The organism is Synechococcus sp. SynAce01 (genome assembly GCF_001885215.1).
In the GTDB taxonomy this organism is placed as follows: Bacteria; Cyanobacteriota; Cyanobacteriia; order PCC-6307; family Cyanobiaceae; genus Regnicoccus; species Regnicoccus frigidus.
In genome coordinates, this window is sequence record NZ_CP018091.1 from 101,214 (window position 1) to 119,983 (window position 18,770).

The 18,770-nt window shown below is 63.7% G+C and carries 23 protein-coding genes; 16 read left to right on the forward strand and 7 right to left on the reverse strand.

Annotation, left to right across the window (positions count from 1 at the left end):
* Positions 1-2 precede the first annotated feature (2 nt).
* From BM449_RS00535 to BM449_RS00550, 4 genes are all read right to left on the reverse strand, one after another.
* Positions 3-806 (reverse strand): hypothetical protein, encoded by an 804-nt coding sequence (locus BM449_RS00535; protein WP_071799654.1) that lies wholly within the window; start codon positions 804-806, stop codon positions 3-5.
* A gap of 96 nt (positions 807-902) precedes the next feature.
* Positions 903-1,853: a hypothetical protein gene (locus BM449_RS00540; RefSeq protein ID WP_071799655.1), complete on the reverse strand. Its 951-nt coding sequence runs from the start codon at positions 1,851-1,853 to the stop codon at positions 903-905.
* An 8-nt stretch (positions 1,854-1,861) separates the two neighbouring features.
* Positions 1,862-2,278: a hypothetical protein gene (locus BM449_RS00545; protein ID WP_233830864.1), complete on the reverse strand. Its 417-nt coding sequence runs from the start codon at positions 2,276-2,278 to the stop codon at positions 1,862-1,864.
* A 72-nt stretch (positions 2,279-2,350) separates the two neighbouring features.
* Entirely contained in the window at positions 2,351-3,253 is a 903-nt protein-coding gene (locus BM449_RS00550; RefSeq protein ID WP_071799657.1) for a major capsid protein, read from the reverse strand.
* Between the two features lie 228 nt (positions 3,254-3,481).
* Here BM449_RS00550 and BM449_RS00555 point away from each other — a divergent pair, with 228 nt between their 5' ends.
* From BM449_RS00555 to BM449_RS14790, 7 genes are all read left to right on the forward strand, one after another.
* Entirely contained in the window at positions 3,482-4,018 is a 537-nt protein-coding gene (locus BM449_RS00555) for a hypothetical protein (protein ID WP_071799658.1), read from the forward strand.
* Between the two features lie 295 nt (positions 4,019-4,313).
* The gene (locus tag BM449_RS00560) at positions 4,314-4,517 is read left to right on the forward strand and encodes a hypothetical protein (protein WP_071799659.1); all 204 of its coding nucleotides are present in this window, start codon (positions 4,314-4,316) and stop codon (positions 4,515-4,517) included.
* Between the two features lie 109 nt (positions 4,518-4,626).
* Positions 4,627-5,361 carry a C39 family peptidase gene (locus tag BM449_RS00565; RefSeq protein ID WP_071799660.1) on the forward strand — a complete coding sequence of 245 codons (735 nt, stop codon included), beginning with the start codon at positions 4,627-4,629 and terminating at the stop codon, positions 5,359-5,361.
* A 174-nt stretch (positions 5,362-5,535) separates the two neighbouring features.
* Positions 5,536-5,940, forward strand: a complete 405-nt coding sequence (locus BM449_RS00570) for a hypothetical protein (protein ID WP_071799661.1) — start codon at positions 5,536-5,538, stop codon at positions 5,938-5,940.
* A complete protein-coding gene (locus BM449_RS00575) occupies positions 5,924-6,235 on the forward strand; it encodes a hypothetical protein (RefSeq protein ID WP_071799662.1) in 312 nt (103 codons plus the stop codon). Before BM449_RS00570 ends, BM449_RS00575 begins: the two co-directional genes overlap by 17 nt.
* A gap of 45 nt (positions 6,236-6,280) precedes the next feature.
* On the forward strand, positions 6,281-6,721 hold the full coding sequence (locus BM449_RS14785; RefSeq protein ID WP_071799663.1) for a sigma factor: 441 nt from the start codon (positions 6,281-6,283) through the stop codon (positions 6,719-6,721).
* Positions 6,708-6,926 (forward strand): sigma-70 family RNA polymerase sigma factor, encoded by a 219-nt coding sequence (locus BM449_RS14790; RefSeq protein WP_162922804.1) that lies wholly within the window; start codon positions 6,708-6,710, stop codon positions 6,924-6,926. Before BM449_RS14785 ends, BM449_RS14790 begins: the two co-directional genes overlap by 14 nt.
* Positions 6,927-6,955: 29 nt before the next feature.
* Here the strand turns inward: BM449_RS14790 and BM449_RS14795 are convergent, their stop codons facing one another.
* Positions 6,956-7,171, reverse strand: coding sequence for a hypothetical protein (locus BM449_RS14795; RefSeq protein WP_162922805.1), 216 nt, complete (start codon positions 7,169-7,171; stop codon positions 6,956-6,958).
* 132 nt (positions 7,172-7,303) lie between these two features.
* Between BM449_RS14795 and BM449_RS00590 the strand changes: the two genes are divergently transcribed.
* The 9 genes from BM449_RS00590 to pglX all read left to right on the forward strand — a co-directional run bounded on the left by BM449_RS00590 (position 7,304) and on the right by pglX (position 17,033).
* Positions 7,304-7,630 carry a hypothetical protein gene (locus BM449_RS00590; RefSeq protein ID WP_233830866.1) on the forward strand — a complete coding sequence of 109 codons (327 nt, stop codon included), beginning with the start codon at positions 7,304-7,306 and terminating at the stop codon, positions 7,628-7,630.
* 88 nt (positions 7,631-7,718) lie between these two features.
* A complete protein-coding gene (locus BM449_RS00595) occupies positions 7,719-8,825 on the forward strand; it encodes a zincin-like metallopeptidase domain-containing protein (protein WP_233830868.1) in 1,107 nt (368 codons plus the stop codon).
* Between the two features lie 431 nt (positions 8,826-9,256).
* Positions 9,257-9,910: a DUF1819 family protein gene (locus BM449_RS00600; RefSeq protein WP_071799665.1), complete on the forward strand. Its 654-nt coding sequence runs from the start codon at positions 9,257-9,259 to the stop codon at positions 9,908-9,910.
* On the forward strand, positions 9,907-10,524 hold the full coding sequence (locus BM449_RS00605; RefSeq protein ID WP_071799666.1) for a DUF1788 domain-containing protein: 618 nt from the start codon (positions 9,907-9,909) through the stop codon (positions 10,522-10,524). Before BM449_RS00600 ends, BM449_RS00605 begins: the two co-directional genes overlap by 4 nt.
* Entirely contained in the window at positions 10,521-14,006 is a 3,486-nt protein-coding gene (brxC, locus tag BM449_RS00610; RefSeq protein WP_071799667.1) for a BREX system P-loop protein BrxC, read from the forward strand. The genes BM449_RS00605 and brxC overlap by 4 nt, the downstream gene beginning before the upstream one ends.
* Before the next feature lie 350 nt (positions 14,007-14,356).
* The gene (locus BM449_RS15130) at positions 14,357-14,524 is read left to right on the forward strand and encodes a hypothetical protein (protein WP_186437671.1); all 168 of its coding nucleotides are present in this window, start codon (positions 14,357-14,359) and stop codon (positions 14,522-14,524) included.
* A 21-nt stretch (positions 14,525-14,545) separates the two neighbouring features.
* Positions 14,546-14,845 carry a type II toxin-antitoxin system RelE/ParE family toxin gene (locus tag BM449_RS00620; protein ID WP_071799669.1) on the forward strand — a complete coding sequence of 100 codons (300 nt, stop codon included), beginning with the start codon at positions 14,546-14,548 and terminating at the stop codon, positions 14,843-14,845.
* On the forward strand, positions 14,845-15,177 hold the full coding sequence (locus BM449_RS00625) for an addiction module antidote protein (RefSeq protein ID WP_071799670.1): 333 nt from the start codon (positions 14,845-14,847) through the stop codon (positions 15,175-15,177). The genes BM449_RS00620 and BM449_RS00625 overlap by 1 nt, the downstream gene beginning before the upstream one ends.
* 50 nt (positions 15,178-15,227) lie before the next feature.
* The gene (pglX, locus tag BM449_RS00630) at positions 15,228-17,033 is read left to right on the forward strand and encodes a BREX-1 system adenine-specific DNA-methyltransferase PglX (RefSeq protein WP_162922806.1); all 1,806 of its coding nucleotides are present in this window, start codon (positions 15,228-15,230) and stop codon (positions 17,031-17,033) included.
* Here pglX and BM449_RS00635 read toward each other — a convergent pair.
* Together BM449_RS00635 and BM449_RS00640 are read right to left on the reverse strand one after the other, a co-directional pair.
* Positions 16,997-17,935: an IS481 family transposase gene (locus BM449_RS00635; protein ID WP_071799672.1), complete on the reverse strand. Its 939-nt coding sequence runs from the start codon at positions 17,933-17,935 to the stop codon at positions 16,997-16,999. The genes pglX and BM449_RS00635 overlap by 37 nt on opposite strands.
* Before the next feature lie 178 nt (positions 17,936-18,113).
* The gene (locus BM449_RS00640) at positions 18,114-18,302 is read right to left on the reverse strand and encodes a hypothetical protein (protein WP_071799673.1); all 189 of its coding nucleotides are present in this window, start codon (positions 18,300-18,302) and stop codon (positions 18,114-18,116) included.
* Positions 18,303-18,770: the final 468 nt, after the last annotated feature.

Below are 18,770 nucleotides of genomic sequence, written 5' to 3' on the forward strand. Positions count from 1 at the left end.
GCTCAAGCCACCAGCTCGAACACCAGGCCCGTCACACGGTCCAGGTAGAAATCACCCAGCGCCGGTGGCGGCTGGATCACCTCCATCCACTGCTGCGTCGGTGGCCCATCAGCCGAGTACCAGCGGGTGCCCCGGCTTGCTGCTCCGCTGCCGTACATCACCGTCAGGGCGGGCTTGCCATCCACAGGGCTCGGCAGCAGCCCCAGCCCGCCCTCGGGATGCAGCCGTAGCCGCCACAGCTCCGTGGCACTGCCGTTGTACGGCCGGCCGTCGAGGCCATCACCCGGCACCAGGGCCTGGGCGCCCGCCAGGCCGCCTCCACCACCGCCCTGGCCCGTGCCTTGGCCCATCAGGCCGATCACCACAGCCGGCGGCAGCGGGCAGCCCAGCAGCGCCACCTGCAGTGACGCCACATACAGCCCCATCGTCACCGTGACGAGCAGATCACTGCGCTCGGCGTAGACGTGGCGCAGCTTCGGGACATCAGGCCGCCCGATCGTCCATGGCACCAGCTCGGCCGTGCCATCACCCCAATCCACCTGCAGGTCCTGCATCGGCACGCCACGGGGATCCACGCTCAGCTCGATCGCCGCGGTGCTCAGCTCCTCGTTCCAGCGCCGCGCCGAGGGCATCCACCACAACTCCAGCATCGCTGCCGGCACAGGCCCCAGGCGAAAGCCGATCTCCAGCCAGCGCCCCACCGCCTGGGGCAGCACCCATTCCTCACCGCCAGGGCAGCCCAGGGGCGGCAGCAACCGCAGACGGCCGTCGTCTCGCTCCGTCGCGGTGGGCAGCGGGTAGGGCATGGCAGAGAGCCAGCGGCAAGGGGAGCTACCACCCTTTGCCAGACCAACAAAAAAGCCCGCCGCGATCAACGGCGGGCCGGTAGGTCGCGGGCGCATTCAGCCCAGTAAATCGCCAGGCACACCGCCGAGGCCATCAGCGAAAGCCGGATCAGGGGCCGTGGCGGCCTCCAGCTCCAGGCGCTGGGCCTCAGACACCATCTCCGCCTTGGTCATCGACTGATCCAGGGACACATCAAAGGCAGAGAAGCAGTGCTCGCTGATCTCCGCCTTGGTCATCGCCGCGAAGTCGATGATCAACAGCTCGGGCTCAGGCTGGGGCTGGGGATCAGGCACAACTGTGAACTCTTCAGCAGTCTTCGGGCCGACAGAAAGCATCACCGGCTCACTCTGGCCCACGCTGTTGACAAGAATCACCGGCAGCTGCATGGGCTCCTTGATCGTCTTGCAATCGAGGATGAGGCTGCATTCAATCTCGCTGCCGTAGGTGTAATTCGAGGCTGCAGATTGTGATGCGCCATTGATCAGCACATCGCCAGAAGCCTCAACGCCACTGCCCGTCACCGAAACCTTCACAGGCTTTCCTTTCGCCTGCAGGGGGGCTTCAGGCTTGAGCTGGGCAATCACCGGCAGGACAGGATCCGGTGGATCGGGGGGATCGGTCGGATCGGGGGGATCAGTCGGGTCAGTGCCGCCATCCTCGCCATCCGTCGAGATCGGCAGCACGGCCTGCCACTCCAGAGCCAGCCAGCCCTCCAGATGGCAGGGATGCACGAAACGGTCCGCCTCGCCTTCCTTGCGGATGCGCAGCATCCCCTCCGGCGTCTCCAGATACGGCGCACTTGCCGAGATCGGATTGCGCACCGTCGGATCAACCGGCTCCATCCGGTCGCTGATCAGGTGGTCCAGGTCATCAGAGGGGGGCGCCAGCAGTTCAGGCCGGGCCGATACATCGCTCGCCTGCGGTGGCGCCCATGGCGAACCCGACACCACCGGCATCACCCGACGAGCACCTTCCTCAGCCTGCAGAAACGGTTCCTTTTTGGCCATAGCAGCACTCAGGCGTGGGTGAGACCGGCGTAGGCGCCAGCAGGGGTGCTCGGAGTCAGCGTGCAGCGGGCATAAACGAAGGCGTGCTCCTTCACGTTCGCCGCATCAGCAGGGGCCACCACCAGGGCACCGCCGCTGATCGTTGCTTCCACCTGGCCGCCGGCAGCCGGCACCGCCACCGACGCTGCCGTGACCCAGGTGCCGATCGTGCCGTCCTTCAGTTCAGGCGCCAGCTCCAGCAAAAATGTCACCGCAGCAGCAGCGCCCGGGTGCTGAGCAAGAAAGGTGAAGTGACCCGCTGCATCGAGCGGCGTGCTGATCTTCACCACCTCAGCACTCACGCGCACCCGCTCAAACGGATCGGTGGCGCTGTAGTTAATCCAGCCCACCAAGGTGGTAACCGCATCAATCAGTTTGTTGGCCATTGCAGCCATGGTCGTGTCCTCTTTGTCGAAGGTGGAAGAAAAAAGCGGGGGTTCAATGAGCAGGTTCAGCAGTCAGGTCACGACAGGGCTGATGTCGTACAGGCGAGCAATGGCCCGGCCGTTGCACACCGCAAAACCGACGTACCAATCCACCCGGGTGCGGAACACCGGGGCGTCCTGCACTTCGCCGAAGTCCCGCACCGAGAGGCCGTAGCGGCCCTCGAACGGTCCCTGCAGGCCGGTCATCAGCTCATCGCCCAGGGCGCAGCAGTAGAAGCTGGTGGTGCCGCCGGCTTCATCGAAGCCCAGCACCTGGTTGCCGCTGGCGTCCTCATCCACCACGAGGATTTCGACGTCCTCAAACCAGTGCCGGCCATCCACCACCTGGTAGAGATCAGCGCTGAGCACCTGGCGGCTGGCGGTGCTGATCTGGCGGCGACCAGCCTTGCTGGTGATCAGCACCTTCTCGCCACCGTTGGCGTTCACCGAATCCACCAGCGATTCGAGCTTGGTGAGCTTCACCGAGCCGCCTTCGTTATCGATGGTCTGGGGAGCAGCAGGGGGGAGACGCTTGCTCAGCCCGTTGAAGGCACGTGGATCAAAGGTGGCATCGCCGTTGATGATCGCCGCCTCCAGGGTGAGGCGCATCGAGCGCACCTTCTGCTCGGTCTGGCTGGCGCGGGACTCGGGGCCATTGAGGTCAACGATCGAGCGATCCACGTCGAGATCGCCACCGAAGAGGTGCACGAACTCCGAATCGTTCTCGACGGCGCCGTAATCCCTGCGGTAGCCCTCATTGACAGCGCGGAAGCCAACGCGAGGCAGCTTCACCTCTTTGGCGAATTGCAAGGCACCACCAGCAAGGTTGCGCCAAGTCATGCGGCGAAGCAGTTCACCTTCAACGAAGGTCTTGGTGACCGCCAGGCGGTCAACCCTCGTCTCATGCTTCATCGCCTCGATCAAGGTGAGGCCCATGGTCACTCCGGGGGTCTGGCCCCAGCAACGTCACCACCTATTGCCAGCACCACCGCAGCTGATGGGATATGGGGGGCTGACGGGCTCTTGTGAGCCTGAGGCGGCGGCGGCGGGGTTCGTCACGATCCACGGCGGCGCAAGGGCGGCGCAAGTCCGCGAGGCCGCTGCGCGGTCGCGGCCCCTTGCCCTCGCCGTGGTTTCGCTCGAAGTCCCTCCGGCCTTCCTGCCATGGCACCGCAAATCCTGCTCATCCAGCGCCGCTCTCAGCTCAGTGGCTACAGCGCCTATTGCTCAATCAAGCGCCAGATCGCCCACGATGAATCGCTCACGCCCCGCGTCCTCGCCTGGCTGGTGCAATGCCCGCTGCAGGCACTCTCGGCCTGGCGGGTCGGCCCGATCTGGTTGGCCCATGGCGGCGAGTGGGCCGAGCGCCACGAGCTGGAAAGCTTCCGCTGGGAGCTCAAAGGCAGCACGATCATCCACGGCAAGGCGGTGAGCGTCATGCCCGATGAGATCACCGGCGGCTGGCGGGCACTCACTGAAGGAGAAGCCGAGCATGCCCACAAAGATCTCTGGGGCTTGATGGGGGCCATCACCCAGGCCAAAATGCCGCTCGATTTCAACTTCAAGTTGAGGCTCAGCCCCCAGGAGCTGAAGGCCTATGAAGCGGCCGATGAAGCCGGAAGGCTTGAAATGCGCCATCGGGTCTCTGGGCTGGTCAAAGAGCGCCGCAAGCAAACGGCTGCCATCGGCTGGGCGGCCTGAGGCCCAAGGCCGGCCGGGAGCCTCAATCCCGGCACCCAAACACCGTGTGGCGGGCGGCCAGGGAAGCGGGATCAGCAAGCAAGTCAGCAGAGGACACGGTGACGGCGGGCGCCGTCGCTTGGATGTGGGCTACGCACAGGCCCCGTCATGGTCGGTGGGCGCCTCAAGGGCTGCGCAAGGCCGGCTTGGTTGCGCCGCTGCGCGGCTGTGGGGCTGCGCAGGCGCTCCGCACGGACGCTGAGCCGGCCCCTTGACCCGCCCACCGCCTGCTTCTGGGTCCTGCGCTGCGCCACCAATGGCCACCACGCACCGCTCCACCCGCTCCCGCTTCAGTGCCTTGAGCTCCAGCCGCCTAGAGGATCTGCAATGGATCGCCTCAGGGTCAGCCGCGCCATGCCGCCGTGTCGCGGAGCTGGCCGGGCAGATCCTCTTTGAGCGCCAGCTCGCCACTCCGGCCCGCTGCCCGGTGGGGGTAGGGCTGCAGGAGCTGCCCTTCTAAGGCGGCCAGGGGCCGAGGCATTCAGCGGCGGGGCTTGTGCCTCGCCTTTCTGCTGACACCTGGCGGCTAGGCCGCTGGCAAGAGGAGGAGAACGTCGCCCAACACGGCAATGCCCACCCCCATGACCGTGGCGCGGTTGATGGACCGCTTCCAGTACTTCGAGAGCAAACAGCAGCAGCAGGACGCCGTGGCGATGCTGCACGACGCGATCGGGCGGATCGAGCAGCAGCAGGGCCAGGCCGAAATCCTGCTGGAAGAGGCGCCATGGGCTCTGCGTTTCAGCGAGTCACCGCCAGCACCGCCGGCACCGCCGGCACCAGCCTTCGCCAACCCGCTGGTGGTGCCCTACTTCTCCCAGAACGACAATGCCAGCGGCACCGGCTACCGCGAGTGCTTCTCCTCGAGCTGCGCCATGCTCGCCGCCTACTGGGGCAAGGTCAGCAGCGATGACGCCTACAACGTCATTCGCGCCCAGTACGGCGACAGCACCGAGGCCCAGGCCCAGCTCTCAGCCCTGCGTTCGCTCGGGCTGGAGGCCAACTTTTTCACCAACGGCGTCACCGCCGATCTGATCAAAGAGATCGACGCCGGCCGGCCCGTCGCCACCGGCTGGCTGCACAAAGGCCCCAGCTCCAGCCCATCGGGCAGCGGCCACTGGACCGTGGTGACCGGCTACGAAGCGGGTGGCTGGATCCACAACGATCCCAACGGTGAGGCCAACCTCACCAGCGGTGGGTACACCAGCAACCTCAACGGCAAGGGCCAGCACTACAGCGCCAAGAACTGGGATCCCCGCTGGAGGCCAGGCGGCAGCGGCGGCTGGTTCCTGGTTTGTAAGGGCTGAGCAGAACCATGGCCGACCTCAGCAACCTGCAGCACTGGCTGTCCTTCTTCTGCACAGGCAACGTCACCCGGGCCAGCCTGGGTGCCATTGCGCCACTTACGGAAGAAGAAGCCGCCGGCTTCATCGGCTGCATGATCGTCGAGACAGGCTCACCTGATCTCTCTCAACCTCGATGTGATCGAGGCGGGCAGCGGCGCCGGCCGCGGGGCCATGCAGTACACCGGCCTGCGCCGACCGCCCTACGACGCCGCCAGGGAGCAAGCACTGAGCGAGGGGATCGATCCCAACAGCAATGAGTGGCAGGAGATCTACTTCGCCCAGGAGTACGCCGGCCTGCACGATCCAGCCGAAGGTTCCCTGATCGGCTGGTGCTGCGTCTTTGAGGACCGTCCCGCCGGCCTGGATCCAGCTGCTGCTGCCGCCTACTGGACCGGCTCAGCCGAAAGCGGTGAGGGCTACTTCAGGCCCGGCACACCCCACAGCGAACGTCGTCAGGCAGAAGCCATGCGCATCTGGGACTTGATCGAAGCCGGTGACCTGCTCATCCCCAGCGAGCCAGACCATGGACGGACCAACTGAGCGACGACCACAGCAGAGCTCACCACCAGCAGCCGGCGAGGAGCTGCCAGCAAAACCACCGTTCGACCGCGAACGCTTCCTCTTTGTCCTGCTCGCAGCGGTGATCATCAGCGAGTTCTCGATCTATCTTCTCGCTGGGACGGTGTGCGCCTGGCGTCTGGTCTTCCTCGATGCCAAAGCCTGCCCAGAGTTTCTGATGCGGCTGCATACAGCCACTGAGTCCGCCCTCAACTTGATCCTCGCCCTGCTCGGTGGTGCCGCCATCGGCAGCAGCGTCAGCAGGGGCAAGCCGTAAATGGCAGGAACGATCCGGGCAAGCAGCCCGCGTGATCAAGGGTCCATGGTGGCCGCCACTCATCCGCTCCCAGCTTGCCCTTCCCTGCGTTTCGGGCTGGTGATGCGCGTTTTTCGCACACCGGCCATGCCCCGTACCCTCTCCGCGCGCGATGCCCTGATCCTGGAGTTCCTGCCCCTCGCCGATGCCACCGGCGGCAGCTTCTCTCGCCAATTCGCCGGTCTGATCGAGCGAGAAGATGCGATCCAGGTCGCCAGGTTGGCCCTCACCACAGCAGTCAGCCGGCTCAGCAACCGCAGCACAGCCCAGGCCTTTCTCAGGGCCACCATCACCGGAGCACTGCGTCACCATCTCCGCGATCGCGTCCGCCTGGTGCGGGTGTCACGCCGCGAGCATGAGAAAGGCACCACCGCCGTTCCGGCACGAAAGCTTGGATCAGCCGCAGCCCAAAACCGGCCTCTGCCTGCTGGATTTGATCCCTGCTGAGGCCAGCGCAGAGCAGAGCGAAGAGTCAGGCAAGCTCGAAGCGATGCTGGATCAACTTCCGGCCAATCAGGCCGCCGTGCTCAGGCTGCACATCCTCGAGGGCCTCTCGATTCGCCAGGCGGCAGAAGCCATGGGGGTGAGCCACACCACAGCCCACCGGCTGGAGCGCAAGGCACTGGCCAGCCTCAGGGCGGAGCTGGCCTGAGGGCCATGGCCCTGCATCACACCTACGAGTCAGACCAGCTCCAGCGCCGTGTTGCGGCGCAGGTAGGTCTCCAGCTCAAGCTTGCGGATCACCCGCGACTCGTGGTTGTTGCTGATCTGAACCTTCTGGCCGCTCATTGAAGCCGTCACCCGCCAGGGGCCAGGGCTCGCGGGTCGCGGCGCGGGGGCAGCAACAGCTGGTACCTCGCCCAACAATGCCGCCAGTTCGCTTCGTTCACCAGTCATTCAGCACAACGCCAGGCATCAGCCATTGCCACTGAGCAGACGGCAGAACGCTGAGAAGTCGGCTGGCGGGTTGCTTCATGGTCCGCCGGGGCGCAAGGGCTACGCAAGCGGTTGCGCTGCGCACCACCGCCCTTGCCCACCCGGCGGGAACGGGCGCGTCCCGTCACTCCGCCTTTGGCGGCCCGGCCCATGGCTTACGCCCTCGATTCCCTCTCCCGGCAGGATCCCCTCGCTGTCGTGCAGTCCTGCCACTCCACCCTGCTGGGCCTGCTGCGGCGCCAGCAGGGCCGCCCGATCAAGCGGCTCTGGATCGATCACCCCTACGGAGAAGAGGAGCTGGCCTTGCTGGAGGAGGAGCTGCTGCCGGCCATGGAGCAGTTCCTGGTTCGCGTCGGCGAGATCGATGCCGCCATCGAAGCTGCAGCGGATCGAGCCAGCGAGATCAGCAGCGCAGCCTGAAGCCGCTGGTAGATGGCCTGGCGGCCCTTAGCTCACGCACCAGAAGTGGGGCACCGGGGGCCGCCTCGCTCAGGCTTGCCACGCTGCCGTGGCGGTGTCTTTCGGCAGCAGCCCAGGAGGCCCAAACGAATCTCACAGTGGGGGTGAGTCGCGCAGGTTTCCGCATGGTCTGCGGCGGCGCAAGGGCTACGCAAGCGGCTTCGCCGCCCTTGCCCTCGCCGCAGTTGCCATCGCGGTCCTGCGCTCGTTCGCACCCATGGCCACCACCACCCGGCCCCGTTCCAAGTCCAAGAAGTTCGAGGGGCCATCCCCAGAGGAAAGGCTCACCGCATCCATCGTCTCCCTCATGGAGAAAGGCGTCGCACCCTGGCGGCGGCCCTGGGATGGCACTGGCGGTGGCCACCACGTCAACTTGATCTCGGGTCATCGCTACCGCGGCGCCAATCCGATCCTGCTCACGCTCGGCCTGCACATCCGGGGATCGGCCCTGCCGTTCTGGTGCGGCTTTGCCGAGGCCAAGAGGCTCGGGATCTTCCCCCGCAAGGGCAGCAAGGCGGTTCACATCTTGCGGCCCCAGCTGCACAACCGCGAGGAGGCAGGCGATGGCGGTGAAGTCACCTTGAAGAGCTGGGCCAGCTACCGGCCGGTAGCGGTCTTCAATGCCGCCGATCTCGAGGGCCCGGCCCTCGCCGGCTTGATCGAAGCCCGCAAGCTCGCCGAAGGCGTTGAGTCAAAGCCGGAGCCCGAGCGCCTGGAGGCCGCCGAGGCCGTGCTGGGGGCCTGGCCGGTGCCGGTCAGCTTTGGGGGTGATCGCGCCTGTTATGTGCCAGCGATCGATCGGATCCAGCTGCCCGATCGCGCCAGCTTTCACTCACCCGCTGCGTTCTGCTCCACCTGGGCCCATGAGCAGATCCACTCCACCGGCCATGAGTCGCGCCTGAAGCGGGATCTGGGCGGTGTCTTCGGGAAGGCTCGCTATGCACGCGAGGAGCTGGTCGCTGAGCTGGGCGCGGTGCTGCTGGGGGATCGGTTGGAGATCGGCAGCGAGATCGAGAGCCATGCCGCCTATCTGGGCCACTGGATCGAGATGCTCAAGGCTGAGCCGACGGTGCTCTTTCAGGTGTTGAGAGAGGCGCGGCAGGCAGTGGATCTGATCTATCCAGAGGCGCATGGGGAGGCGGAGCTGAGCGCCTGAGTGAGCCCCACCGCAAGTGAATGGGGGGAACATCCAGCAAAAATGTCCATCGTCAGCCTCGGGATTGGCTGCGCAAAATGACCTAATGCCCGGCCCTCTGCAAAGCACAGCGCCTTCACTGAAGGCTTCACTTTTTCGCGGCTACCCCTAGGGCAAGACCACGTTCTTTCAGGCCAATCTGTCTGCCAGCTGGAGGCGGCCCACAAGACAGAGGTCCCGCATCAACAGCAGGCCTTAAAGATGACTGCTGGCTGCAGGGGTCTGGTATTTCGCAGGAAACGCTGACCAAAATCCTTTGAGCGCCCATAGCTTGCGTGGGCGCTCAAAGGCATGGGGGGCTTGGTTTGTTGGATGGGATAGCTGCCCTGGCAGTGCCAGGATCAAGGCGCAGAAGTTGGGTGGGGACGTTGGCGAAGACTGCCGTCGGAGCCATGCGGTACTGCCTGAGCTTCACCGCCGCAAGCCTGAGGCCCGAACTCGCGTGCGTAATTGCTCAGGTTCACCTGCAGCAGGCGGACTGGCAGAAGACCAAGACGGCTGTCCTGACGAGCAACGCCCTCCAGGCCAGATCCGCCAGCAGTGCCAAACGGCTGGAGTCGGAACTGCGACAGCGGCTACAGACCCTCACCCCAGCCCAGCTGGAGCTCCTGGCCACTGGGTCGGGCGAAGACCGCACAGCTATGGCCTGGCTGGCATCTCTGAAGCGGATTCAGCTGGCTTTTGACGTGGTGCAGGAGGTGCTGGCCGAGAAGCTGGCCGGGATGGATCCGGTGCTGCGCCGCTCCGACATGGTGGCGTTCTATGAGCTGCAAGAACTCATCCACCCGGAACTGGCCGAGGTGGCCTCGTCCTCGCGGCAGAAGATCCGCTCCACTCTCCTGCACATGTTCCGCGAAGCAGGATTGCTGGTTGGTAAAGCAGGCAAGGGAGGTGTTTTAGGAACGGTGCAACGCCCCCTGCTCTCCCTTGAAGTTCAACGGCTGGTCTCAGCGGAGGACCCCGCTCTTCTGGTGGGCTTCCTCGTCGCACCCCCCAGGCAGTCACGGGCTGTGGCGAAGGCGAACGTGCTGGCGCCCAGGCGATGAGCACCAAAACCACCACCGGCCTGGATCAGCGACTGAAGCAAGTTCTGTCTCAGCCCAGCTTCCTGGCGATGAAGGGGTTGGCCAAGGAGATCCCAATCTTCATCCAGACCTACGACCCCTCCGAAGAAGACGAGCTGCGCCAGATCGTGAAAGGTCTGCTCCAGGGGCTCAAGCAGGAAGGACTGCGTGTGATTCATCTGGACCTGTTGGAGCTGGTGATCCAGATCCTTGAGGAGAAGGGATTTCTCGAGGACCTTCTTCGGGACGAGACCACTTATTCGAAAAGTGACGTATTTGAAACACTGCAGAGCACCTCGGATCCCACAAAGGCACTTGTACCGAAACTGATGGAGGTGATCGGTGCGAATCCACAACTCACCCTGATCACGGGATCAGGGCGGATCTATCCCTTCCTGCGCACCCACACCATCATCGAGGCCCTGCAACCGGAGATGGTGAGGCACCCTGTGGTGATCTTCTTCCCCGGTGAGTATTCACAGGATGCTGACGGTGGTTCCTACCTGCGACTGTTTGGCACTACGCCCAACACCAAGATCGAGAACCCCCACTACCGCGCCACCAATCTCGCCTACTTCGACACCCCGATCTCATGACTGCCGCCACAATCCGCGAGCTCTTCGCCAAGCCGGTTGACCGTCCGATCGATGGGGTGATCAAGGCCGACGACGAGCGCAACCTCAAGGTGGAGCTCGATGAGTATGTGATCACCCGCGATGTGCTCAAGGGTCTGGGATCCTTCGTGGACTGCTACCTCGACAACCCCACGGCCAATGGGGTATGGATTTCTGGTTTCTTCGGCTGCGGCAAATCGCACCTGCTGAAGATCCTCTCGCTGCTGCTCGACAGCGAGCGGCGCGTTGGGCCAGAGAACGAGCGGCCGGCTGACATCCTGCTGCCGAAGGTGGAAGACGAAATCATCCAGGCCAACCTGCGCAAGGCGATCACCACGCCGGCGCGCAGCGTGCTGTTCAACATCGATCAGAAGTACGACGGCATTGGCGGCGAGCACAGCGCCCCGATCCTGGAAGTGTTCATGAAGGTGCTGAACGAACTGCAGGGGTATTACGGCGACCAGGGCTATATCGCTCGCTTCGAGCACGACCTCGACAAGCGCGGTGCGTTCGGTGATTTCAAAGAAACCTATCTTCGCCTCAATGGCCGCAACTGGGAGAACGACCGCGAGGCTGTTGCCACCGTCACCAAGAGTTCTTTTGCTCGGGCCTACGCCGAGCAGTTCTCCACCAGCTCCGAGGAGGCAATGAAGGTGATCGGTGAGGCCAAGGCCGAGTACCGCCTCTCGATCGAAGGCTTTGCTAACCGCGTCAAGGAGTACCTCGACAGCCAGCTTCCCGGCTGCCGGCTCAACTTCTTTGTGGACGAGGCGGGCCAGTTCATCGGTCAGGACCGCAGCCGCCTGCTCAACCTGCAGACCGTGGTGGAAAGCCTGGCGACAGCCACCAACGGCCGTGCCTCCGTATTCGTGACCTCCCAAGCCGACCTGGAGGGAATCCTGGGCGAGGAGAAGGTGCGCCAGGCCGATGATCTCAGCAAGATCCAGGGCCGCTTCCGCACCAAGCTCACCCTGGCCAGCGCCGATGTACAGGAGGTGATTCAGCGGCGGCTGCTGGAAAAGGATCCGGTGGAGCCAGATGAGCTGATCCAGATCTATGGGGCGGAGAAGGACAACCTCCAGACCCTGTTCCGCTTCGGCGACAACTCCCTGCAGCTCAAGGGCTGGGCCGATTGCCAGGCCTTCTGTGGCCTCTACCCCTTCCACCCGTATCAGCTGAACCTGTTCCAGCAGGCGCTGCAGAGCCTCGCGGTCCACAACGTGTTCGGCGGCCGCAACATGGCGGTGGGTGAACGCTCGATGCTCTCGGTGTTCCAGGAGGTGGCCAAGGCGATCATGGATCTGCCGATCGGCCAACTCGCCAGCTTCGATCAGCTTTACGACGGCATCCGCGATGTGATCCGTGGAGACAAGCAGCAGACGATGGTGCTGGCGGAACGCCAGGTGGCGCCGTTTGAACTGCGCATCCTCAAGGCCCTGTTCTTGCTCAAGTGGGTGTCCCCGTTTAAGGCCTCACCTCGCAACATTGCGATCCTGTTGATCGATCAGCCCGATCTCGACATCCGCGCCCATGAGCAGCAGGTGAAAGAGGCCCTGCGCAATCTGGAAGTGCAGAGCTACCTGCAACGCAGCGGTGAGCTCTACGAGTTCCTCACCGACAAGGAAAAGGATGTGGAGCAGGAGATCAAGACCACCACCGTGGAAGACTCCCAAGTGATGGGAGCGCTGCAGGCCACGCTCTTCAACGACGTGCTGCGCACCAACAAGATCCGCTTCGAGGACAACAACCAGGATTATTCCTACGCCCAGAAGATCGATGATGCTCTGGTGAAGGGAAAGCCTGATGATGTAGCGGTGAACGTGATCACCCCGGAGCACCCCAACTTCGGCAATGAGGCGATCCTTGTGGCCCAGAACATGGGTCGAGCTGATCTGATGGTGATCCTGCCGGCCCAGGGCCGGCTCACCGATCTGATCCGCACCTACCTGAAAACCGATAAATACATCAAGCAGAACTCCGGCGGTGAAGACGAAGCGCTCAGGGAAATCCTGGCCCAGCGGGGGCGGCAGAACAGCACCCGCCGCAGTGAGATCACCCGTCTGGCTGGTGAGGGATTGCGCCGAGCCCCGCTGGTGGTGAACGGCAGGCGGCTGGAGGTGGGTGAGGGCGATCCCCAGAACCGTTTTTCCAAGGCCTATCAGGAGCTGATCCGCTCGGCCTTCCCCAAGCTGCTGATGGTGAAGCAGATCTACAACGAAGGCACCTTGATGAAGGTGGTGCAGGAGCAGGACGACCTGCTTGCTGGCAGCGTGCTGCAGCTCTCGGAAGCGGAGCAGGAGGTGTACACCGAGGTGGTGCGTCGCCAGAACAAGGAAGGGGAGCGCACCTCCGCCGCCGATCTGATCGAGGTGTTCGAGGCCCGGCCCTACGGCTGGAGCCCCTGGGCCACGCTCACCTTCCTGGGCCGCTTGTTCCGCCTGGGCAAGGTGGAGCTACGCGAGAAGGAGATCCTGAGCCCCAACGAAGTGATCGATGCGCTCACCAACAGCCGTCGCCAGGGGCTGGTGCTGGTGCGCAAGCAGGAGCAGATCGATCCTGCGGCGATCAACACGCTCAAGCGTTTCCACCAAGACTTCTTCGGGGTGGCGAGCAGCGGCACTGATTCCCGCACCACCGCCACAGCAATGCGTGAGGCGCTGGCGCGTGAGGCCGCCGAGCTCGACGCGATCGCCAGCCAGCAGGAGCGCTATCCGTTCGTGGCCGCTGTCGCGCCGATCGCCGCCAGGGTGCGGGAGCTAAGCGGCAAAGACGACCCCTACCTGCTCAACCAGCAGGCCCAGTTCACCGCCGAGCTGCTCGACCAGCTGGAAGACACGCTCACGCCGATCAAGGCGTTCCTGAACGGCGAGCAGAGAACGGTGTACGAGAAGGTGCGTACCTTCCTGGCCAGGCACGGCGACGACCTGATGGAGCTCCCGCCTGAGCCGGTGGCGGTGTTGGGGCGGGTGATGGACAGCCCGGCGCCTTATCACGGCCCGCTGCTGCCGGAGGCCAATGGAGCTGTGGCGACGCTGGAGGCCCTGCTTGAAGAACGGCTGCAGCTGACCCGCTCAGAGGCCCTGGCCCAGATCGCTGAGCAGGAGACCAAGCTCAGGGCCGGTGCTGATTTCCAGAACCTGGCACCGGAGCAACAGGAGCAGGTGCTCGCCAGCACCGATCGGGTGAAGCAGGAGCTGGTGAAGGCGGAGCAGCCCGCTCGGGTGCAGCTGCGGCTCGATCGTTTCCAGAAGGCGGATGTGCCGGCGTTGCTGCAACGGGTGGCGGCCATGGCCGCCCCGGCCGATGCCCCGGTGGCCCTGATCAAGGTGGTGCCTGCATCGAGCTTGCGGCCGAACTTCCCCCTGGGCCAGCTCACCAACCGCGAGGAGCTGGGGCAGTGGCTGGAGGCCTTGCGCACAGCGGCCCAAACCGAGCTGGATCAGGGGCACCGGATCAGCCTGTAAGAGGCCAAGAACCCCGGCCACCACTGGATCTGACCCGTAACTTAAAACCTTTTATGTAAACCCATGCCCCTCCCCAGCGCTCTCACAAAACCACCGCAACGCAGCGCGCCCCAAGCCAAGCGGAGAGGTTGTGCTTCGGCAGGATCTGGCGCGCTTCGGCAGTGCAGCACAGATCAGCCGGGCACTCAACCAGCTGATTGCCGAGGGCAGGCTCGTACGCATCGTCACGGGGGTGTACGCCAAAGCGGCGCCGGGGGCGCTCTCCGGCATCCCGATGGCCAGGCAACCGCTGGGGGCTCTGGCGGCTCGGTGCCGCACAGCGGCGTTACAACGAACGCCTCACCACCCAGGTGTCCTGGCGCACCACCTTCGACAACGGCAAACGGCGCATCAGCCGCCGGCTGCAGATCGGCAAACGGGTGGTGAACTATGAAAACGGTCTCACCCGCCCAGCCTGGCGACGCAGCAGAACGCAGCGCAGAAACCTCAGCGGCTCAACAAGCGGTGCAGGCCTGTAGCTCAGGAGCTACAGTTGGCTGATGAGGGTCGTCAAGTCGGAGGTCTACCAAGCGTGGATCGACGGCCTCAGGGATCAAGCCGGCAGGGCTCGAGTGTTGATGCGAGTGGATCGCTTGATCCATGGCAACCCCGGCGACTATCGCAATCTCACGGAGGGAGTGTCTGAACTGAAAATCGATGTCGGACCCGGCTACCGGGTGTATTACGCCCGAAGAGGCGATCACCTGCTTCTGCTGTTGGGCGGGGGCAGTAAAGCGACCCAGGCCAAAGACATCGCCAAGGCTCTTGATTTAAACCGTGAATTTGAGGATCACTCGTGATGAACCAAGCCCAACCCCTTGCTAATCCATCGGCAACCAGGTTCACGCCCTATGACGTGGCCGAGCATCTCAGAACGCCAGATGAGATGGCGGCCTATCTGGATGCCTGGCTTGAGGAAGCACCGGATGATGTGGCCGGTCTTGCACGGGCCTTGGGGGACATTGCCCGAGCCAAGGGGATGACACAGGTGGCGAAAGACACGGGCCTCAGCCGGGAGAGCCTTTATCGGGCGCTCAGCGCCGATGGCAATCCAAGCTTCGCCACCGTGCTGAAGGTGACCAAGGCTCTGGGCTTGCGGCTTCATGCCCATGCCGTTGCTTGTGAGGGTTGATCAGATCCATGCCCATCAACACCGCCAGCCTCAAAACCTTCGCTCCGGCGATGCGGCGGCAGCTGATCGAGGCGGTGGGCCGCAAGCTCGATCGGTTGCTCACCAGCACCACCCCCGACACGCTCACCACCTACGCCACGCAAATTGCTGAGCTGCGGCAGCAGGAGCAGATCAGCCGGCAGGAGCTGCTGGAGCGGGTGGCCTACAGCTGGTTCAACCGCTTGGCGGCGCTGCGTTATCTCGATGCCAGGGGCTGGCATCCGTTCGGCGCCAAGGTGCTGATGCCGGCCACGGATGCCGACACCCAGCCGGAGCTGCTGAAACTGATGCGCAACGGCCAGCTGCCGGCGGAGCTGCAGCGCCACAGCCAGGAAGCACGGCTGAACCAGCTGCTCGATGGCCAGATCCCCACGGCCACCCCCGGCGCCGACCCCCAGGGGGAGGTGTACCGGGAGCTGGTGCTGGCGGTGTGCCGCTTCTATCACCAGCTGCTGCCAAACCTGTTCGAGGGGCTCGATGACGCCACCGAGCTGCTGCTGCCCGATGACCTGCTCACCGATGGCTCCATCGCGGCGGGCTTCCGCCGCTCGATCCATGATGCCGACTGCGACGACGTGGAGATATTGGGCTGGCTGTATCAGTTCTATATCGCCGAGAAAAAAAAAGAGGTGATGGCCCGCAAGAAGGCGGTGCCTACAGAAGACATCCCCGCCGTCACCCAGCTGTTCACCCCGCACTGGATCGTGCGCTACCTGGTGGAGAACTCTCTGGGGCGGCTGTGGTTGCTGAACCGTCCAGCCTCGAAGCTGCGCGAGCACATGCCCTACTACATCGAGGGCGAACCCGAGACCGACTTCCTCAAAATCACCAAGCCCGAGGAAATCCGCCTGCTCGATCCCGCCGTCGGCAGCGGGCACATGCTCACCTACGCCTTCGACCTGCTCAGTCTCATCTACGCGGAGGAGGGCTACGCCCCCAGCGAGATTCCGGCCCTGATCCTGCGGCACAACCTCTACGGGCTAGAGATCTGCCCCCGTGCCGCCCAGCTCGCCGAGCTGGCGCTTGTGTTCAAGGCGCGGGAATCGTCGCGGCGCTTCTTCCAGAGCGAGCAGCTGGTACGGCCGCAGATCATCGAGCTGCAGAACGTGCAGTTTGAAGGGGACGAGCTGAATGACTACATCGAGGCCCTGGGTCTCGGAGAACTGTTCGATCAAAACCTGTTCAAGTTGCTCCGGAAATTTGAAGAGGCGAAAAACTTCGGCTCGCTGATTCAGCCTTGCATGGATGAACGAAGCCTGGCCTTTGTGCGCGATGCCATCGAAGCAAAGGACCTCGGCGGCCAGCTCTTCCTGCGCGAGACGCACCTCAAAGTCCTGCGCGTGCTCGCACAAGCCGAGGCGCTCACCCAGCGGTATCACGTCGTCGTGGCCAATCCGCCGTATATGGGTTCGAAAGGGATGAATTCCAGCGTGAAACGTTTTCTTGAGACGCAAGTTGAAGACTACAAATCTGATCTTTTCGCCGCATTCATAGTTCGCTGTCTATCACTAGTGTTTCCTGACGGTTTCCTCGGTTTCATGTCGCCATTCGTTTGGATGTTCATCTCGTCCTATGAGGGGCTTCGCAAGAGACTAATTTCTCAAGCAACCATTACGACGCTAGTGCAACTGGAATACTCTGGATTCGAGGGGGCGACTGTTCCGATCTGCACATTTGCTCTTCAGAACAAGCACAATGCAAAATATCGGGCCGGATATATCCGTTTGTCAGATTTTCGTGGAAGTGAAAAGCAAGGGCCTAAGTGTGCTTTCTCACCAGGTCATTCAGCGATCAGCAGCCGCTGGAGGCATTGCTGAGGAGTGAGGCCACCGAGAGCCATGTGGCACCTGCTGCCGTTATAGATCCCCAGATAGCGGGGTAGCCAGCGGTTGCGTTCATCCGATGTTTGGTAGGCGATCACATAGGCCCATTCCGACAAGATGGTTTTGATGAACCGTTCGGCCTTGCCGTTGGTCTGCGGGGTGTAGGGCTTGGTGCGGATGGGTTTCAGATCCAGAGCCCGACAGGCTTTTCGCCAGTCATCCGAGCGATAGGAGGGGCCGTTGTCCGAGAGGATCCGGCGACAGGTGATCCCCTGTTCAGAAAACCATCCGACGGCACGGGCCAGGAAGCCAACGGTTGTCGCCTTCTGCTCGTCTGCGAGCACCTCGACGTAAGCCAGGCGGGTGGCGTCGTCGATCGCGACATGTACCTTCTCGTAGCCGGCACCTCGGGAGGAGCCTTGACGACGGTCGCCGGTGATGCGGTGGCCGACCCGCTCAAACCTGGCCAGCTGTTTGATGTCGACATGGATCATGTCCCCGGGGCGCTCCCACTGGTAGCGACGAACAAGACGTTTGGGGTCAAGGTTCTTCAGGCGTCCCAGGCCCAGGCCCTTCATGAGCCGACCAACGGTGGAGAGGGGCGCACAGAGAGCCCTGGCGATGCGGCGGAGCGTGCAGCGCTGGTGCCGCAGGTCTACAGCCTGCTGGAGTTGCTGCGGATCGAGCGTCCGCCGCTGGCTGCGGCGAACACTCCGTCGATCCGCCAGTGCCGCTACGCCGCCTGCTCGAAACCTGGAGAGCCACTTGTAGGCCGTACGCAGGCTGATCCCGGCTTGTGCTGCAAGGGCTTTGAGTGGCACGCCTTCATCGAGATGCCGGCGGATGAGCCGTTCCCGACTGATGGGTGTCAGTCGGGCCAGAGGGTGGCTATGCATGGTGTGTGAGGTCTTGGGACGGTGGTGACACTCCGACCCTGGCGACCTCACACCCCCTTGTCAGCTGAACAACGTGGTGGGACTACACACTTAGGCGTGAGGCCGCCGAGAGCCATGTGGCACCTGCTGCCGCTACAGAACCGCAGATAAAGGGCAACCAGCGGTTGCGTTCCTCTGATCAGGCCGCCTTGCTGCCCTTTCCCACGCCACCCCCCTCGAACAGCGGGCCCAGCGGCACAACTTCCAGCTGGCCCTGTTCCGCTATCTGGAGCCCGGATGGGTTGGGCTGCTCCGGTCCGAACAGCTCGACTGGCGGAGCATCATGTCCGAGCGGCAGTGGGTTCTGCCGGTAGCGCTGGCGCGGCATGGTGACGAAAGAATCGATGTGTCACTGATTTTGACAGCGCCAGCAGGATTCAGCCCTGCGGCCGGGCCTTCGATCGCTTCGCCACGACCCGCTCTCAGGCATAAACTCCTATTGCCTCCAACAGCCATCCGTCCGATTGTTCACTTATCGTTTTCGGAGGCCCAACGATGGATGACACTCCCCCGGGTCAGGTGCCAGGAGCGCGCTGACGATCCGGTCCCTGCTCCAACATTCTCGACGGATTACTGACTTCCCAGGCGTGTGACGTTGTCGCCGTCCACTGCACCGTTAAAGGCCTCGCCTCAGGTGCCCCGGACCCAAAGGGAGGTCCCACTTGTCAACTGGCCCCAGGCGCCAGCGTCAGCAGCTCAGCCCACAACAAACTCAGATCTTCAGAGCCCGGTGTCCTTGTCGCCGGGCTTTGTCGTGTCGGCTGGAACAGGATGAGGACGGAAGCTGCGCCGAGCA

What these genes read in the sequence shown, in the direction of transcription:
- BM449_RS00535 (WP_071799654.1), bottom strand. Translation starts at nt 806, where the DNA reads ATGCCCTACCCGCTGCCCACCGCGACGGAGCGAGACGACGGCCGTCTG.
- BM449_RS00540 (WP_071799655.1), bottom strand. Translation starts at nt 1,853, where the DNA reads ATGGCCAAAAAGGAACCGTTTCTGCAGGCTGAGGAAGGTGCTCGTCGG.
- BM449_RS00545 (WP_233830864.1), bottom strand. Translation starts at nt 2,278, where the DNA reads ATGGCCAACAAACTGATTGATGCGGTTACCACCTTGGTGGGCTGGATT.
- BM449_RS00550 (WP_071799657.1), bottom strand. Translation starts at nt 3,253, where the DNA reads ATGGGCCTCACCTTGATCGAGGCGATGAAGCATGAGACGAGGGTTGAC.
- BM449_RS00555 (WP_071799658.1), top strand. Translation starts at nt 3,482, where the DNA reads ATGGCACCGCAAATCCTGCTCATCCAGCGCCGCTCTCAGCTCAGTGGC.
- BM449_RS00560 (WP_071799659.1), top strand. Translation starts at nt 4,314, where the DNA reads ATGGCCACCACGCACCGCTCCACCCGCTCCCGCTTCAGTGCCTTGAGC.
- BM449_RS00565 (WP_071799660.1), top strand. Translation starts at nt 4,627, where the DNA reads ATGCCCACCCCCATGACCGTGGCGCGGTTGATGGACCGCTTCCAGTAC.
- BM449_RS00575 (WP_071799662.1), top strand. Translation starts at nt 5,924, where the DNA reads ATGGACGGACCAACTGAGCGACGACCACAGCAGAGCTCACCACCAGCA.
- BM449_RS14785 (WP_071799663.1), top strand. Translation starts at nt 6,281, where the DNA reads ATGGTGGCCGCCACTCATCCGCTCCCAGCTTGCCCTTCCCTGCGTTTC.
- BM449_RS14795 (WP_162922805.1), bottom strand. Translation starts at nt 7,171, where the DNA reads ATGACTGGTGAACGAAGCGAACTGGCGGCATTGTTGGGCGAGGTACCA.
- BM449_RS00600 (WP_071799665.1), top strand. Translation starts at nt 9,257, where the DNA reads ATGCGGTACTGCCTGAGCTTCACCGCCGCAAGCCTGAGGCCCGAACTC.
- BM449_RS00605 (WP_071799666.1), top strand. Translation starts at nt 9,907, where the DNA reads ATGAGCACCAAAACCACCACCGGCCTGGATCAGCGACTGAAGCAAGTT.
- brxC (WP_071799667.1), top strand. Translation starts at nt 10,521, where the DNA reads ATGACTGCCGCCACAATCCGCGAGCTCTTCGCCAAGCCGGTTGACCGT.
- BM449_RS00620 (WP_071799669.1), top strand. Translation starts at nt 14,546, where the DNA reads ATGAGGGTCGTCAAGTCGGAGGTCTACCAAGCGTGGATCGACGGCCTC.
- BM449_RS00625 (WP_071799670.1), top strand. Translation starts at nt 14,845, where the DNA reads ATGAACCAAGCCCAACCCCTTGCTAATCCATCGGCAACCAGGTTCACG.
- pglX (WP_162922806.1), top strand. Translation starts at nt 15,228, where the DNA reads ATGCGGCGGCAGCTGATCGAGGCGGTGGGCCGCAAGCTCGATCGGTTG.
- BM449_RS00635 (WP_071799672.1), bottom strand. Translation starts at nt 17,935, where the DNA reads ATGCATAGCCACCCTCTGGCCCGACTGACACCCATCAGTCGGGAACGG.
- BM449_RS00640 (WP_071799673.1), bottom strand. Translation starts at nt 18,302, where the DNA reads ATGCCGCGCCAGCGCTACCGGCAGAACCCACTGCCGCTCGGACATGAT.